Origin of the sequence: Agarivorans sp. B2Z047 (genome assembly GCF_023373605.1) — a bacterium.
GTDB classification, from domain to species: Bacteria; Pseudomonadota; Gammaproteobacteria; order Enterobacterales; family Celerinatantimonadaceae; genus Agarivorans; species Agarivorans albus.
In genome coordinates this window covers 1,142,793-1,159,240 of record NZ_CP088080.1, presented here as the reverse complement: position 1 = coordinate 1,159,240, position 16,448 = coordinate 1,142,793, and the positions used below count along the sequence as shown (strand labels likewise).

Sequence of the window (16,448 nt, the reverse complement as noted above, 5' to 3'; positions counted from 1 at the left end):
GAGCTTACCTCTTCTTATGCGTAAATTTTTTGCCGTCGATGATGTTCATTGCCATGAGCACCAGATTAACTGCGCCAGCTATCAACTCAGCCGCTTGAAGCAAGTAGAACGGAGTATCCAAGTATCCTTCAGTTGCCCATTGGTTAAGGAAAATGGCGGCAGGGATTAGGATGAAAACACCATTCATTGCAATGAAAGGCATACGTTTTTTCTTCCTATTAATGATTCGTCCTGAGCGTTGTTTTGCCAAAGACAACCCCGTAGCTCCCGTTAGGGCGATAGCAGGAACCAAAATAAACAAACCTGGAAAAACGATAAGGGACTTCACTTGCCTAATCGCCTCAATCGAGCCAAACAGTTCAACCAACAACGTGCTGCTAAAGAAAGTAGCAACACATAATGTTGCCGTTATTGCGGCGGCTCGGTGGATTATCTGTTTCATATTTTTGACCTACGGAGTATGATTGACAACATGTTGTCAATCTAAGTTAAATGACAACATGCTGTCAAATTTTAGTGGGGGATGGTTTTATGGGTTCTAACGGCGAAATCTTCACAAAAATAGTACTGGAGATATTTAAAGTAAGCGGCCTCTTCAACACCGAAGGTGATCGAATGAGTGAAGAGTTCGGTTTAAGCAGTGCACGCTGGAAAATTATGGGGGCAATTGAAAAGTCTGATGTACGAATCACAGTACCGGAAATTGGCCGAGCAATGGGGCAAAGCCGACAGGCCAGCCAAAGAATTGTCGATGTAATGGCAAAAGATGGTTTAATCAAGTTTATTGATAACCCAAGTCACAAGCGGGCGAAGCACGTCACTCTGACCGGTGAAGGTAAACGTATTTATGATTTGCTCGATACCAAACAAGCGTTGTGGGCAGCGGAAGCGGCGACAGAACTTACACGAGAAGAGTTGGATATTACGTTTAATACCATCCAAAAAATGGCCAAGTATTTTGATAAGTAACCCTCCCCTGGGGGAGCTATGTGTCTTAATCGCAGTGTAGGAATATTCTTTCTTGCTATTTTAGGCATTCAAATATCTACTTTGATTAGCTTGGTCAAACTCATAATGGGGCATAAATGAGCTAGCACAATATAATGTGCGTGAGTTTGAATAACCCTGTATTCGACTTGCTCACCGCTGATAGAAATCTAAAGAAAAGCCCCAACAGTGGGGCTTAGTTAGTGTGGGCTTGTTAGTAAAAATCACCCTCTTGGTCTCAAAGACATTCTATACAGCAATGGCTGTGATAAACGTTCAACGCCAGTATCTGTAAACTTTGACAGCTTGAAAAGCCCAGATGACGCATAAAACGCCATCGCCCCGTTGCTTAGCAGTAAGGGGGATAATGCCCAGTCTGCTACTGGAGTCTCTTTATCTTTATTGGAGATTTTTCCTTGCGAATAAAGAGAGGACCAAGAGGCGCACAGCGCCGGGAGATGCCGCACTTGGAGCGTGAAAAAATGAAGCTATGCGCCTCTGGTTATCTCCCCAGCAGACAGCAATTCACTTAGCATGTATTTGGGGGCGCAGATGATAACCTCAACCTTTTCTCTCCACAGGTTTGCGCTATTACACCGCACCTCTTGATGCTCTGTTATCTGGCGCAAATCACCACTTATCTGGTCCCAGCGCCACAACTGCACACCGAATGCCAGAGCGTAACCGCACTGACGGCTTACAAAATCGATATTCAAATCGGGACCATAGCAGGCAAACGAGATAGCCCGTTCCGGTAAAATATCTCTCTCGATGAAATACTCTGTCGCCCCTGAAATTGCTGCTTGATGCTTAATATCTGTGGAACGAAAGACGGATAAAGATAGCAATGGCTTAGCCATTCCCATTGGAGCAGCGATGGCTTCACCACGCATCTCATAGGCCGTTTCTGACGTTGTATCGCAAATAATGCGCCAGCTCATTGCTGTTTGCTCAATGCGGTATCCGGCAGGTAAATTCATACCTTCTCCTTATCTTCTCTTGACTATCAGCAGTTTCGCCAAACTTTCGCCCGGCTCGCTTGCTCCAACTCTCTTTCCCGCTTATGCTTCCGGCGCTCAAGGTATCTTGGCCCGAATGCGTAAACCGTACCGACTGAAGCTACCGTCAACACAACTCCAGCCAACCAAAACCATAATAGCTCCATCATCACACCTCCCCTTTACACACCTACTCTTAGTGTACTCGTTAGGTATCCCCAAACAAGCTCAGCTTTTCACCGTTATATCTGTACTCATTTGAATTGATATTGAATTATCGGCACACTAAAGCAACAGACTCATGAGTTAAACGAGTACAGCATGGCAGACCTCGCTTATATTCGCGTTTCGACTACCGACCAGAACCCACAACGCCAACTGGCGGATTGCGAGAAAAAATGGGATAAGGTATTTACCGATTTTTGCTCCGGTAGCTCCACAGACCGCCCGGAACTTCAGCGGCTCAAAGAGTACGCACGCGAAGGCGATACTATTCACGTTCACAGCATTGACCGACTGGCCAGAAACCTTACCGATCTAAAGCAACTGGTCAGCGACTGGAACACCCAAGGGATCGGTGTTCACTTTCACCAAGAAGCCCTGAATTTCAGTGCAAAAGCTAACACCCCAATGGCCGAGCTGTTGCTGAACATGCTGGGTGCTGTCGCGCAGTTTGAGCTTGCCTTGTCTCAGGAACGGCGTCAGGAAGGCATAGCAAAGGCCAAAGCCGCTGGAAAGTTTAAAGGCCGCCCCATCAATGAGGATACGCATGAGCGCATCTGCGCTCTGCGTAAAAGCGGCCTATCAATAAGAGAGACTGCCAAGGCTGCGGGGGTGTCACCTTCGACGGTGCAGCGTGCGCTTGCTGTATCATGATACGGTAATAACACCCCGTACATTGGTATATACCTATCATGATCTGGCAGCTACATGACACCTAGCAGCAATTTCAAATACACTTTCCACGGTGGTCCCGACAAATGATATAGCGTTACTATTGCTTTCCAGACCGTAGTCGGGTCAATACCTAGTAGCCTAAGAAGTTCAAAAAAAACAGCCGCACCACACAGCAGTATAATCGCCGTACCCAAAATAAAGTCTCGACTCATCGTTAATCATCCATAGCTATGACCCGCGCCGAATTGCACAAGCCTTCTCTATGTACTGGTTAAATTTTTTGCTCAATTACTCCTTTTTTTTGTACTTTTTGTCTACGGGTTTCTATTCACATTCTTACCCCCAGATTTTGGGGATAACTTTCATCAAACAGCCACACAAAAAATAGCCACGGGCTAAGCCGTAGCCATTGTTTTTGTTACATAATCATTTGCCTTTAGGCATGAACTTGGAAGCTTTCCCAAGTCCGACTTTGCCAAGGTTGGTTGCTGTCTTCATACCACCCTGACCAATGGACCCCACTGTGGCCCCGCCAATCGGATCGAAGTTGGATATCTTCACCCCGCCACCGTGATAACACCGGTTATCAGTACCGGGATCGCGATATACCCGGCTCCAATAATGACGTCGAGCATCAGCCTGTCAGTGTCTGCCCATTGCAGTCCCAGCATTCCCACGAAATTATCGTCAATCCATTTAACCAAACGGAAGTACGGCATCCAGAGATAGAACGACACGTAAGTAAGCGTCAGCCCCATTGTTGGCCCCAAAGAGAAGCGCCCAACCACCATGCCAATAGGTAACACCGCCATAAAGAACATGATTAATACTGACGTGGCCACAGGCATTGCTCGCAGCAACGCCTTCAGCCCCGCTGCACGCTGTAGGTACTCACTGTAGATCCCCAAATCCACCGCTGCCCCAAACAGCATACTGCCCAGATGACTGCTTTCTTGGCTCTTCTCATGCGACGCGATATACGCGCCTTGCATCTTATCCATGATGTTACGCGCCGCTGTCTGGGACGCGACATTTTCACCATGCAGCTTCACAGCCAGCAGGTTCTGAAGCAACACCCGTTCGTCCGTGCTGCGGTTACGTGTCACCTCCTGAAATGCCTTGCGACCTTGGTCGGTATCCAGTCCGAAGTACGTGATTAACTGACGCTCCAAGCCAAACGAAGGATGAACCCACCAATCATCACACATCGGGTAGCCGTTACCCGCTGGCGCTTCCGGTAAGCTTGAGCCTACCGCGCTATCATTCCCCACATTTCCGCTTTCACCTTCAACAGTGCCAAATCCCCGGACCAGTCGCCGCGCCCGGATAGCGTCATACAGCCTCGGCTGATTCAGAAAGATATCATTGCCGGGAACGGCAACATCACTGGTTAACATGTTGCTCAAATCGATGACTCCGCGCTTATGCAACAACTTGGACTCTTCCCATTTTTGCGCTGTCGGCAAATGGCATTTTTCATAGAAATCGAGGAAGTCGCTGCGCAGCGTTTCACTGGTAATAAAGCGCCCTTCCAGCTCCGCATTACCAACACGAATGCCAGAATCACAGGGAATCCCGGCCTGAATTGCCGCCCCAACGCCTAACATGTAATTGCGTATCATGTGCCACCAGATAGGCACCCTAATCACGCGCCCCATGCCTTGCAGCGACAAACCCAAGCCATCGAGCTTTTCAGCCGCGTGCATATTCTCCAGCGCCTTTGAAATGACCTGCTGCACCACATAACGCGGCGGGATGGCCGTGCCATACCCGTTAGTCATAAGGCGGTCATACTCGTTGAGCAATGACCCGGCAAAAATGCGGTGCGCAACGTGCTTGGCTGGGTCGCTTTGGTACGGGTTCTGTTCGACCTGCTCATCAAACAGACGGTCAAACAGCATCAGCGAGCCGTATTTGTTTAGGTATTGCCACTGCTCATCGGTCAGTACCATTTCAGAGGCATTCACCTGCGGCAGCACTTCACACTGACGCGACGGAACGCGCAGCTTCAGCGAAGACACGGTTAATGTGGGCGTGGCTACGAAGAGCAGAATAAAAATCATCACCACCAATTTAACCTTAATCCGGCCCAATTGCTGATGTGGTTCATCGTTCATTTCATCGCTTTCAAAGTTCTCTTTTAGCGCTTCAGCGATCACCGCTAAAAACGCAAAGAAAACCAGACCGCTCATCTTGAATACGTCCCAGACCAGCGAATACATGTACACTCCCAGCGCACCTGTCATGAGATCGAAGTAAGAGCTACCGAATACTGCGAGATCTCCCATAGCGCCCCCTTACAGCGCCATGACGCCAATATAAACCAGCCCCGAAAGGCAGACAGGGAAGCGGATCAGCCGCAAATAGATTTTATGGGGGTCATTGCTGCCCCCGCTAACAATCCAGCTTTCCCACATGAAATACAGCGTGGCCACTAGCGCCCCCTGTACCACCAGTGACGCCCAAACCAGTTTCTGTGTGGTGCTGAGCAGTTCGGCCAGAGAGTTCATATTCTCTTGGTTGACGACAGATATGCCCACCATTATTGCCATTGTGGTTGCCAGCGCGACGCCAGCAAAAATCATCAGGAACAATTTCAGATTCTTGTTCATGTGCTATTTCCTCTTTTGAATTCGTTACATATACAACGGGATAATCTTCAGCGATTGGTAATGCCTTGTTTTGTTGCGCACTACCGCTTTGCGTGCCGATTCAGCGATTGCCCGGTTATCAAATCCAACCCGTCTGGGGTCAGCGTTCATGCATTCCGAGAGATCTGAATTGTTCAGGTAAATCGGCCGGCCATCCGCCTTCGTTCCGAAGACAGCCCAGCCGGAAAAAGTGGGAAGTGAGAAGTAGTCAGGTGCTGGATTCATCAGACGGCCTCCGTGCTAAAGAAAAAGGGGGGCTTACACCCCCTCTTTGTTCCTGCGCCAAAGAGCTATCAACGCCAGTCCAATCATGGCCAGTGGGCCAGTTGAACCACCGCCACTGTTGTTGTCCTGCGTCTGGTTCACTGGCAACGCCAGCTCTACCTGACCTTCAGCACTGACCGCATCACCGTAGCGAATGCCAATGCTGAACACCTCTCCAGCGGAGCGCTGAGCATCCGTGTAAAGGCGAACGGATGCGGCGGCATCGGTCTGACGGGGCAAGAACTCCACGCGGTGTACATTCTCTTCGTAATCATCCCCCGCTGTCGCGGTGCCTGATTGCGTGAAGAACTCCACACTGACGCTTTGCTCCAGTGGCTCGGACAAGTCCAGCGCCACTTCCACCGTTCCCGCATTCAAATCAACGCGAGTCTGGTCTACTTGCATCGTCACGCTGGCCAGCGGAGCTGGAGCAGAAGGACGTACACTGCCCAGATAAGCATAGACATCATCCTCGGCAGGATTCGCAGCATATTGGATATCTGAGATATCGTCTGCTGTAATCACGACCTCACCCATTTCTGCAAGGTGTGGATACATCAGCGTGTACTCGCCCGTTTCAGCAAAGTGCTGCTCGGCGTGTCCATGCTTCAAACTATCCAAATGCCCCAGTTCATGCGCGATTAGCTGGCTGAGCCTTTCGCCCACTTCCACAGAAGCCACTGCAATGTGGGGGATATTGTCTTCTGGGTAACTCAACCCAGCGTTGCCAACACGATCCCAATTGCCGGACTGAGGTACTACCCAAACTACGTTGTCATAGTGGGTGAACTTCAGATCCGTAGCTTCTTCACGCGCTTGCCAGATACCCGCTAACGCCCCTTGCGAGGCTAGCGTAGCTTGCGATACCGCTCCATCAGCTTCAATGAAAACACGACGCACAACGCGACGTTCTTCAATCCCAGCAGTCTCCAGCGTTTGATTAGACAGGCTAATCGCCTGCGCAATCTCATGGTCAACCCACTCGCGCCCCTGTTGTTCAACAACCACTTGATCAACCACAAACGCCACATCGATGTCGTTTGCAAAGGCCATTGGAACCAGCGCGATTTGCGCCATTACTACTAACTTCTTCATACTTTTTCTCTCTCTGTTCTTTTCAGCGATGGCTGAGTCATTTTCAGCTCCAACGCTACCGTTATTCAGGTTCTGAGCAACCCCAGATGACGCATAAAGCGCCACCTACAGTGACGCCCTTCAATCGTTAATTCATACCGACGACCTTGGTGATTTTCATTGCATAAGGAATGTAACCACATGACGTCAATGCACCTGAGTTTCCGGTTAGTTTCCCGCCTCCAACAGTTAGCACTAGATCGGTATAGGAGCTGTAACACCCATTCTCTCTACGACTTGCTAGCGTGGCTGAAGTTAATCTGCCAAACACAATTGTTGTGCCACTCTCTCTTACAGTGCCATCATTTGTATTGACAACTTTGTAATCTGCTTTGAAGCTTGAATAACCTGAAGGAAGGGTGAAGCTTTGGGTTTCACCAGAGAAGACTGTTGTGGTCCCGCCGCCTCCGCCACCAGAGGCGATTTCCAGATCTTTCAATCGACGTTCATGATCTTTGAGCGAAATCGAACCCACTTTAACGTCGTAGGCGCTGCCAACTTCAATGCCCTTCTCTGCGTACAATGTACCTTTGATGCGTGCCGTGCTGTTTACAACCAAGCTGGCCAATGTTGCTGCACTGGTGGCATTAAATGTGGTGGTAGTGATCCCAGCGTTGAAGGTTTGTGGTTGTGTAAACGTGTTGGCCGCATCCCGTCGAGCAAACCGACTCGAATCGATACCGTCCAGTAGATTTGCATCCGCTGCTTTGGCTGACTTAGCCAGATACTTCGATGGCAACGCCACCCCGTTTTCATACAAAGTGGTGCCGTTCGACGATGCGATCCATTTGCCATCGACCTTGATACCACCATTAGCATTCACGGTTTGGGTAAAGGTGTTTGTCCCCGTCAGGGTGTTGTTGGTATCCCGGCGCGCAAACTTACTCGAATCGATACCATCCAGTAGATTTGCATCAGCCGCCTTCGCGCCGATTTTCAGGTAACGCGCATCCAGATCTTGATTCATGTAGCGCAGGCGACCTGAGCCGTCAGCCACTACCACACCGCTACCGACCTGAAGCCCTGCATCACCACGAATGACGCCCGTTGTATAAACAGACTTACCACCGTATGCACGCAGCCACGTTGTGTCCTGCATGTGCCAGCCGCCACCGTAGCTCTGGAAGTAGATCCCTTTAGTGCCATCGACGCGCACCCAGTCACCCTGAACGTGCAGCCCACTTTTGGCATAAATCCGACCATTCACCGTCACGTTAGAGCCAAAGGTTTCCGCAATATTTGTGCGTGCGTAGTTTGATGCTTCTACTCCACCCAGTTTTTCAGCATTACTGGCAATCGCGGCACGACCAGAAATATCGATGTCGTACAGTCCGGCGAGTCGTTCCGCTGCCAGCACGCCAGAATTGAGGTTCGCAGCATTACGATAGAACGTGGAGTCTTGGCCATCGAGCTTGTCAGTATCTTTAGCCTTAGCGTTAATCCCCAGATATTTTTCACGCAGCAGCACCCCACCTTCGCGGATATCTGCCGCAGAGGTAATCCCTGCAACGGTCAAAGCACCATTCACCGTGACATTGCCACGAAACAGCGCATCACTGACAAATTCAGAAGGACCAGTCACCCGAAGCAAACCATTAATGTCGGTGTCGTTCGCTATCAGTGTGGCCACCGACGTATCGCCCAGCACTGCACTGTCCGCCGCTAGCGCTCCATTGACGATCACCGCATCAGCCACCACTTGTGGGGTTGTTACCTTGGCAGCAATGATCTCCCCAGAGCTATTGAGTGACGCCACTGCCAATGCACCATTCACCGTACCGCCATCAACGATCAGGGTTGTTCCCCGAAACACTGGCGCTTCCACTTCCGTTCCAGCCGTCAACTTCTGCGCCACATTGACGTTTCGATTAAAGGCGGCATCCGGCACCACCGTAAACGCAGTATTAACCAACAAAGTATCAAGCGTGGCCAAACCACCGTTCAGCGTGGTCGCTATCACCGTATTCACACCCAGCACATCGACGTTATTGATATTATGATCATTCATATCCAGCGCGGTTTGCATCAGGTTCAGCTCTGGACGCCCCACCACCGCAAAGCGATTCACCGCATTCTCCAAGACGGAGGCCGAAGCAGGGACAGGCACTATCAGGTTGACAGTATTGCCTGATAACGGCGCACCCAGGCGCCCTGAAATACCCATCGCCACTTCTAGCGTCGGTGCGGTCAGACTCAAGGTGTAGCTGTTGCCGCCACCAGTGACCGTACCCGCTACCGCCATTCCCCATACAGAGGTAGCGGTGCTGGTGTACCCGGATGCCACAACAGCCGCAGGGCTGACAGGCCAGTTGTTGTTCACCATGTAAGAGGCCAGCACTGCTGAGCGCAGGTTGTCCAATAAGGACACCCCGGAATCAACAGATACCTGACGTGCCTCATACGCCGTTTGTTGCGCTTGGTTAACTGCTTGGTTGTTAGCCAGTGCCAACCCTGGCCCTGCTAACGCAGCGGCCAGCACAGTTGCCACGCCATACTTCTTCCAATGCATTGAAAACTTCTCCATTTCGTAATTCGTTAACGATTGTTTGCCCACACACATACCGATTTACGCTGTTTTAAATGCCCACACAACAGCCAGTGACGCATAAAGCGCCACCTCGAATTTGAGCTTTAATTTGGTCGCCCAAAACCGTAAAATCGATCATACTAAACCATAACCCAAAAATCCTTTTTTGGGCGACTAATTTTTTATTTTTGGGCAGATTTAAGAAATGGACCTATACGAACAAGCTGATATTCAGCTTTTGATGGACAGTGGCAGTTTGAAAAGCTGCGAGATGGCGAGCTACCCAATGCGGAATGGTTCATGGCTATTGATGTTTACCCGCAATGACAAAGCCACCTGTGCTCTCTGTGCCAAGCGTGGCAAAGAGCCACGCCAGTTCAAAACCGCAGACGCAGCACTGAGACTGGCCAAAGAGATCGGCTTTGAAAAAGTGAGGGTAAACCTAAAATAGAAAGAGCCTACGAAGAGGCCCAGTCCCCGCAGACTGGCGTTCGCTTTGAAGCGAGCTTCAAATGCGTTGCGTCAGCGTGATTTGTATCTGTTTCTAACGTTTCTAACAGCATCGGCAATAATCAATTTGTCCGGTGACATATCTAGAACTACATTGATAAGGTCTGCCATGGCTTTGTTACTAAACCGAAAACCGTCTGGCAAATCATTGAAGGCATCAAACTTTCCATCAAATGCTATTACAAAGTCCTTAATATCTGTTGCTCTTCCACTTAAAACACTTTCTGAAAACTCTCCGTGAGTAGGTGCTGGCTGAAGGGCTTCGAAGGAGCAAATTGCTTCAACTACGTCAGCTCGGTCTGGCCAATACCTCGAATCGTATTGCCCGTTCAAACTACGTAATTTCGCTGCCAAATGTCTTTCAAAGAGATAATTACCTTCGCTCCCGAGTACAATAGCGTCAGTAACGGACTGGTAGCTTTCGCGATTAAACCCGGAATACTCGTACAACTCGCGCTGCCTTCTCAGCGCTGCTGCTAGTTGATTGGATAAATCAACAATCTCCTCATTTACACTACTAAGTTCATTGAAGTCTTTTCTTACTTTTCCGACTTCATCCTTGCGATAATCGATACTGCCCCAAATATGTTCGAGCGTAAGCCATATGTAGCTATTTGTAGGGGGAGTTCCTTCGAATTTGTCAGAATATCCAAAGCTATCAACTAACTCTTCGAATGCTGTAGTGAGTTCGTCAGCTCTATCAATCATTCTCTGCATGACCTGCCAATAACTCCCCCAGATACCAACCTCTTTGAAGGAATCTAACTCCCTCTCAAGAAATAACTTACAAAATACAGTAGGACTTGATTTAGGTAAGTTCACAATTAACGCTCCAACAAGAAAACCAGTCGTTATACTAACTATTTAAAAAGTAGCAATCCGTATCTAAAGAAATTGATTTAGCAAAGTACAGGTCTGGTCTTGCGCAGATCAGAATGTTTCATTCTTCAAGGTGTGTACTAGTTGCAATCTCAATGTAAGGTGTCTGTTTTCCCATTTTCAAAGGTTGCGTGATGAAGTAGAGCCACTGGGCATTGTCTTGACTCCTAGAGCGCATAAAGAGTGGGTCTGACAACGCGGGGTCATGATGACGCGCCAACTCCTTTGTTGCCTCTAGGTGTGCTAAAAGCGCTTCAACTTCTTCAACGTATGCTTCAGGTATACGCATAACCTTCGTCGATGCTCCCTTACCAAATTTATGGTGTCTGCCCTGACCTCTTCCAGCCCCACCTTTACCCTTCACCCCCTGTTGCTTCTCAGTCATCTCAGCCCTCTGTTTTCGTTACATATTCACTGTGATTTGATTTTGTTACATTTTCAATTGTTATTTATGTTACACAATCAATATGAGCACTCTATCATTTGGATTCAACGGGACTCTAACTCATTAATGACAGCTGGTCATATGGTGAGTGAATTGAACGAAGGCTCCTTAGATTCAATAAAGGCAATGAACGGAACGGCGAAAATACTGTTTCAAAACTTCACTTCGCCATCCTGAAAACCGTCGCGAAGCGACAAGCGCCGCAGGCTTACGGGCTATCAGATTGTGCTGAGGCTTGACGGTCGTATGACAAGCGAGACTCTCAGCACAATCTGATAGCCCCCTAGCGTAGCTAGGAAATGGGATGACATTTCTTAATCCAGCCCCTGCGCTTACGCAGGAAATGACAGGGCATTTTTGTCCACAAATTCTGTGGACGTTATAAGTAATTAGTTGTTTTTAATAAGAAGATAATTTTGCGCTTTAATCGCCCCTTATTGCGCCCACCTTGATTCTGCCCTTGCACTTATCTGTGTATAAATGGCTCCGGGCCCAAGTCGTTTCAAGAAAAGCAGACTTTTGGGGTGTTTTTTTCTGTAGAGGCACACTCAAACGCTCTGCAGTGAGGCGTTTCGTGAAAGGTAGGAACGACAAAGCCCGGACGATTGCCCGATGAGTAAAAATGGTTAGAGGGAATATTTATTGAGGCGGGGCTGGCACGCCAGATACCTGACGCATTAAAGCTATCTCGCGGTTAACTAGATCTAGAAACTCCGCAGGGCTACTTATGCTAGCAAGCTGCTCTCGACTTAAGAAACTAAGCACCCTCTTGGACGCAATTGAACGCTGCTCATTCCGTTTTTTTTCGTGAAGCATTCTTTGAAATTTGGCTCTTGCTTTCTCTTTCGCTCTGCGTTCAAACGCTCTCTTTCTCCATTCGTGACGACGCAAGTCCTTAAGATGAGAGATAGTCATTCGACCAACTTCCTCAGCACTTTTCCCTGCTTCCAGAGCATTGCTTTTTAGGAATGCCAGCCGTTTATTTTGCTCACGCACTACTCGTTTTGTAGTAAAGCCGAGGGCCATGAAAAATAGCGGAGTAACTTCATAATAGGAATCGAGCCACATTCCTAGTTCGCCATCGAATACTTGCTCTTCTCGCACAAATCTTATCAAGCCAAGTAATACCAAGAGATCTTTTACTCTTGACGCTCTAGATATACAAGGTTTCCTCCTTCTGCCTGCGTCGTTAGTCCAGCCATATCTGACGCATTACGGAGACTGATTTCGACTTGATGAGTAACGATGTTGATGTGCTCGGAAAAAACTGTAACTAACGCGGTCATTGCCTTAGCACAATCTGCATAAATTCCTCTTTTGCGATCCCCGTAAAGCTTAAGTTGGGCAATACCAAACTGAACCACATCCGAAACCGCAATGTTACGTGTTTGAGATGCTTTAACTATGTCTTGTATAAACTTCGGACGCTTGCTAAGACGATCGGATGTCTTCCCTGTCGGATTGAGGTTTTTGACGCGAGTACTGTGATTACCTCTCCGCCTTTTAGAAATTACAGTGTGAGAATTGCTTGGGCTACTCATGTCTGGACCACTTCTCCGCAATGGAGAAGTAGCGCCATTTGAGCAAGATTGGCTTGTCTAAAGGCTGCATTTTGCTACACTACTCTCGAATAAAAGATGAAACCCGCGAGGCGTTGGCGCGCCGTTAGAGCGGGTTTTGTTTTTTGAATCGAGTCGTAGATTTGTAAGTAATGCTACTTAGCACACAAAAAGAGTTAAGGAACAACCCCCTTCAGGCTCCCCCAATCTAAAATTAATTCAATAAAATTAGATACATAAACCTACAATCACCCCAATCGAGCATTGGGGCAACAGAAAAGCGATGAGGTTGGTAGGGTGAAACTTGGGTCATGGGATCAACATAATAATAAAAAGCTAAAAGATCAAAGCACTATATTCATAAGCCAAGCTTGTTTTAGCTAGCCGCTATCAAGTGCATCTAAATACCTGAGTTAACTTAACTCAGCCAGCAATTATACTACGGCTGAGTAGGTATTGCCCAATCTTGTCAGAGAATACTTTGCCTTAACTAAGCTTTACTTATTCGAGTAAAAATTGAAATTCGCCAGCTTTAACCCACTCGGCTAACCAGCTTGCACGGCCTACAAGTTTGCCTTCACAACGCTGCTCTCCATTAACTGAGTACACGCCACGTTTTGGCACGATACTAAAAGCCAGCTGCCAATTAGAATAGCCATTGATAGAGCTATCTTTTTGGGGCTCGGGGAGCCTTGCAAACTCACCAACAAACTCATACACCTCTGCTCCACTTCTATCAATAAACGAACCGCTTAAATCAGGCTGAATAATCAGTGATATAGTCCAGTTTTCAGCCGCCAACTGCTCAGCATTTGGGTAAACAAACACCCTACCATGTGCTTGTTTTCGCAACTCAAGTTCGCCATTAAATACTGTTATCCAGCCATTGTGGTAAACGGTTTTATCATGTACCACTGAGCCCATATTCCATTCATCGCCGTCGCGAAATGGCTCGGTATAACGAATGGTTCGCAAATAATCAGGGCCTTCAAAATTGAGCACAAACATTTCATCATGGTTTATCTCTGCAGCAGCATAAACAGCGCCTTCAAAAAGAGAGAAAAGCAAAGCTGCAGTGATTAATTTCTTCATTTCACTTCCTTGTATTTAACCATGCAATAGGCAAGGTCTGTTGAGAGTGCTAGTTCAAACTCTACGCCGGCATCATCGATAAACTTATCTTAAGTCACTTGCTCAACTAACTTTAACTGGTAGTCTGGCATTTGTAATAACTAGCACAACTGTATAAAACCTGATTAAGGTGATGAAACTTTCAAGGATGAAAGAATGGAAGCCAAAACCTCGGTGGTGATCCCATATTTTAATAATCAGCAGTTTATTTCTAAAGCTGTGAGCTCTGTAATCGAACAAACTCAGCCAGCGCTAGAACTAATCATTGTGAATGATGGTTCAAGCAAGGAAGCCCGACAATACCTAGAGCAATTTAGCTCGGTGGCGACTATTGTTGATCACCCCAGTAATCTCGGAATAGCTGAAGCACGAAACAATGGAGTTAAGGCTGCGAAAGGTGAGTTCATTGCATTTCTAGATGCCGATGATTATTGGGATAAACACAAACTTGCACTTCAACAGCAAATTATGGAGAGCGAGCCGGAACTCTCTGGTTGTCACTGCGCCACCAATATCTTTTCTGAAGAAGGTGAAGCCAGCGAAACCTGCGACGCTAAACCACTTTATCTTAGTATGAGTGATAGCCTGGTAGACTCGCATATTGTTCCTTCGAGTTGGCTAGTTAAACGAAAAGACTTTATCGAGGCTAAGGGCTTCGATTCTCAGGTTATCGCAGAAGACTATGATTTGTTTCTCACACTGCTTGCCAAAGGTCATCGATATAAGTTTATTGCGAAACCACTGGTGTGGTTTCGCAGAGCAAATCAAGGGAACGAGTCTGGTCGTTGGCAATACATTTTTTACGGACGCTTAAAGGTGTTTAAAAAACACTGGCGAGATTTATATAAAGAAGGGGGGACTTGGGCACTGTGTAATAACTTACAGCGAACCTTTGAACTAGCAGCTTGGAGAACCAGCGGCATTCGTTATTATCTTTTTAGGCTTTTCGCGACGATAATTCCTAACAATTATAAATGAGCCGAAAGCTAAAAGGATATAAATGAGAATATCAACTGAGTCTCAACGATTCAGTGAAACACTTCTTAAAAATATGACTAATAGTTGCAGCTCATCGGATCTCGTGCGATTCTTATAATAATTCTCAATAGTTTTTGTGGCTTTGGTCTTCAGCCTGTTTAAGCGCTTGATTTAAATTTGACCAAAATCACCCACAGTAGGAAGTTATCGGTCACTATGGACGTAAATTTTGTTAACCCTTTTCTAAAGTCTCTTTTAAACGTGCTCGAAACCATGGCTCAACTAGAGCTAAAGCCAGGTAAGCCAGGGCTTAAAAAAGATGAAATTGCACGCGGTGATGTTTCTGGACTGATTGGTATGGTTGGCCCACAAACTAAAGGCTCTTTATCAATCAGTTTTGATAAAGGCTTGGCTATTGAAATTATGCGCCGCATGTTAGGTGAAGCGCCAGAATCTATTAATGAAGAAGTCACCGACATGGTTGGCGAAATTACTAACATGGTGACTGGTGGTGCGAAACGCTTGCTGGCTGAAGATGGCTACGATTTTGATATGGCGACCCCGGTAGTGGTTTCAGGTCCGTCTCATACCATTACTCATAAAACTGAAGGGCCTAAAGTATTGATACCTTTCACTTCTATTCATGGTCACGCCACCATCGAGATTTGTTTCGAAAATATTTAGCCTTAAGTAACAAATACAAAAAAGCCCGCAGTTGCGGGCTTTTTACTTTCTAGCTAACTAACGGCTTATTATAGGCCTTCAGCGTTAGCAGATAAGTACTTAGCAACACCTTCAGGGCTTGCGTCCATACCTTCTTTACCTTCTTCCCATTGTGCAGGACATACTTCGCCGTGCTTCTCGTGGAAGTTTAATGCGTCAACCATACGTAGCATTTCGTCAATGTTACGACCTAAAGGTAGATCATTAACTACTTGGTGACGAACAACACCGTTAGTGTCGATTAGGAAAGAACCACGGAAAGCAACACCAGCTTCTGGATGCTCTACATCGTAAGCCTGACAGATTTCGTGTTTAACGTCTGCTACTAGTGGGTATTTAACTTGACCAATACCGCCATCTTCAATAGCAGTGTTACGCCATGCGTTGTGAGAGAACTGAGAATCGATAGATACACCGATTACTTCAACGCCTTTATCTTGGAAATCTTGGAAACGGTGATCAAAAGCGATCAACTCAGAAGGACAAACAAAAGTAAAATCTAGTGGGTAGAAGAATACTACCGCAGCTTTACCTTTGATGTGCTCACTTAGCGTAAAGGCATCAACAATTTCACCGTTACCTAGAACAGCAGCGGCAGTAAAGTCTGGAGCAGGACGACCAACTAATACACTCATTTCGTATTCCTTGTTAAATAGGTTATCAATTTCGCTATAAATAATGCGCCAAAATTGTCGACTTGACGAATTGATCTAATCAATCAATTCGATAGGCTGTAACTATCAAAATATAGATTAATAATTCAGC

18 protein-coding genes are annotated in these 16,448 nt (G+C 47.1%); 5 read left to right on the top strand and 13 right to left on the bottom strand.

Annotated elements, in window-relative coordinates; translation table 11 throughout:
* Positions 1 to 4: 4 nt before the first annotated feature.
* A complete protein-coding gene (locus LQZ07_RS05420) occupies positions 5 to 442 on the bottom strand; it encodes a hypothetical protein (RefSeq protein ID WP_152780520.1) in 438 nt (145 codons plus the stop codon).
* An 89-nt stretch (positions 443 to 531) separates the two neighbouring features.
* On the opposite strand from LQZ07_RS05420, the gene LQZ07_RS05415 reads away from it, so the two are divergent.
* On the top strand, positions 532 to 969 hold the full coding sequence (locus LQZ07_RS05415; RefSeq protein WP_152780522.1) for a MarR family winged helix-turn-helix transcriptional regulator: 438 nt from the start codon (positions 532 to 534) through the stop codon (positions 967 to 969).
* A 506-nt stretch (positions 970 to 1,475) separates the two neighbouring features.
* Here the strand turns inward: LQZ07_RS05415 and LQZ07_RS05410 are convergent.
* Positions 1,476 to 1,967, bottom strand: coding sequence for a hypothetical protein (locus tag LQZ07_RS05410; protein WP_152780524.1), 492 nt, complete (start codon positions 1,965 to 1,967; stop codon positions 1,476 to 1,478).
* A 339-nt stretch (positions 1,968 to 2,306) separates the two neighbouring features.
* On the opposite strand from LQZ07_RS05410, the gene LQZ07_RS05405 reads away from it, so the two are divergent.
* Positions 2,307 to 2,861: a recombinase family protein gene (locus tag LQZ07_RS05405; RefSeq protein ID WP_152780526.1), complete on the top strand. Its 555-nt coding sequence runs from the start codon at positions 2,307 to 2,309 to the stop codon at positions 2,859 to 2,861.
* A 578-nt stretch (positions 2,862 to 3,439) separates the two neighbouring features.
* On the opposite strand, the gene LQZ07_RS05400 is transcribed toward LQZ07_RS05405, so the two are convergent.
* The 5 genes from LQZ07_RS05400 to pilV form a co-directional block, all read right to left on the bottom strand.
* Complete coding sequence (locus LQZ07_RS05400; protein WP_152780528.1) at positions 3,440 to 5,170, bottom strand: conjugal transfer protein TraG N-terminal domain-containing protein; 1,731 nt, start codon at positions 5,168 to 5,170, stop codon at positions 3,440 to 3,442.
* A gap of 9 nt (positions 5,171 to 5,179) precedes the next feature.
* Positions 5,180 to 5,494 carry a hypothetical protein gene (locus LQZ07_RS05395; RefSeq protein WP_152780530.1) on the bottom strand — a complete coding sequence of 105 codons (315 nt, stop codon included), beginning with the start codon at positions 5,492 to 5,494 and terminating at the stop codon, positions 5,180 to 5,182.
* 24 nt (positions 5,495 to 5,518) lie between these two features.
* Entirely contained in the window at positions 5,519 to 5,758 is a 240-nt protein-coding gene (locus LQZ07_RS05390) for a hypothetical protein (RefSeq protein ID WP_152780532.1), read from the bottom strand.
* A 33-nt stretch (positions 5,759 to 5,791) separates the two neighbouring features.
* Entirely contained in the window at positions 5,792 to 6,892 is a 1,101-nt protein-coding gene (locus tag LQZ07_RS05385) for an SVAGG family GlyGly-CTERM protein (RefSeq protein ID WP_152780534.1), read from the bottom strand.
* A gap of 127 nt (positions 6,893 to 7,019) precedes the next feature.
* Entirely contained in the window at positions 7,020 to 9,455 is a 2,436-nt protein-coding gene (gene pilV / locus LQZ07_RS05380) for a shufflon system plasmid conjugative transfer pilus tip adhesin PilV (protein WP_194164070.1), read from the bottom strand.
* 208 nt (positions 9,456 to 9,663) lie between these two features.
* On the opposite strand from pilV, the gene LQZ07_RS05375 reads away from it, so the two are divergent.
* The gene (locus tag LQZ07_RS05375; RefSeq protein ID WP_152780538.1) at positions 9,664 to 9,909 is read left to right on the top strand and encodes a hypothetical protein; all 246 of its coding nucleotides are present in this window, start codon (positions 9,664 to 9,666) and stop codon (positions 9,907 to 9,909) included.
* 71 nt (positions 9,910 to 9,980) lie between these two features.
* On the opposite strand, the gene LQZ07_RS05370 is transcribed toward LQZ07_RS05375, so the two are convergent.
* The 5 genes from LQZ07_RS05370 to LQZ07_RS05355 all read right to left on the bottom strand — a co-directional run bounded on the left by LQZ07_RS05370 (position 9,981) and on the right by LQZ07_RS05355 (position 13,943).
* Complete coding sequence (locus tag LQZ07_RS05370; protein WP_194164071.1) at positions 9,981 to 10,790, bottom strand: hypothetical protein; 810 nt, start codon at positions 10,788 to 10,790, stop codon at positions 9,981 to 9,983.
* Between the two features lie 118 nt (positions 10,791 to 10,908).
* Complete coding sequence (locus tag LQZ07_RS05365; RefSeq protein WP_152780539.1) at positions 10,909 to 11,232, bottom strand: hypothetical protein; 324 nt, start codon at positions 11,230 to 11,232, stop codon at positions 10,909 to 10,911.
* Positions 11,233 to 11,931: 699 nt separating this feature from the next.
* Positions 11,932 to 12,423 carry a RepA family replication protein gene (locus LQZ07_RS24555; protein WP_194164072.1) on the bottom strand — a complete coding sequence of 164 codons (492 nt, stop codon included), beginning with the start codon at positions 12,421 to 12,423 and terminating at the stop codon, positions 11,932 to 11,934.
* Positions 12,424 to 12,431: 8 nt separating this feature from the next.
* Positions 12,432 to 12,833 carry a RepA family replication protein gene (locus LQZ07_RS24550; protein ID WP_152780543.1) on the bottom strand — a complete coding sequence of 134 codons (402 nt, stop codon included), beginning with the start codon at positions 12,831 to 12,833 and terminating at the stop codon, positions 12,432 to 12,434.
* A 519-nt stretch (positions 12,834 to 13,352) separates the two neighbouring features.
* Positions 13,353 to 13,943 (bottom strand): hypothetical protein, encoded by a 591-nt coding sequence (locus LQZ07_RS05355; protein ID WP_152780545.1) that lies wholly within the window; start codon positions 13,941 to 13,943, stop codon positions 13,353 to 13,355.
* A gap of 195 nt (positions 13,944 to 14,138) precedes the next feature.
* On the opposite strand from LQZ07_RS05355, the gene LQZ07_RS05350 reads away from it, so the two are divergent.
* Together LQZ07_RS05350 and LQZ07_RS05345 are read left to right on the top strand one after the other, a co-directional pair.
* Positions 14,139 to 14,960 (top strand): glycosyltransferase family 2 protein, encoded by an 822-nt coding sequence (locus LQZ07_RS05350; protein WP_152780546.1) that lies wholly within the window; start codon positions 14,139 to 14,141, stop codon positions 14,958 to 14,960.
* 216 nt (positions 14,961 to 15,176) lie between these two features.
* Entirely contained in the window at positions 15,177 to 15,644 is a 468-nt protein-coding gene (locus LQZ07_RS05345; RefSeq protein ID WP_016400835.1) for a chemotaxis protein CheX, read from the top strand.
* A gap of 68 nt (positions 15,645 to 15,712) precedes the next feature.
* Here LQZ07_RS05345 and LQZ07_RS05340 read toward each other — a convergent pair whose 3' ends face one another.
* Positions 15,713 to 16,318, bottom strand: a complete 606-nt coding sequence (locus LQZ07_RS05340) for a peroxiredoxin C (protein ID WP_016400834.1) — start codon at positions 16,316 to 16,318, stop codon at positions 15,713 to 15,715.
* Positions 16,319 to 16,448 lie beyond the last annotated feature (130 nt).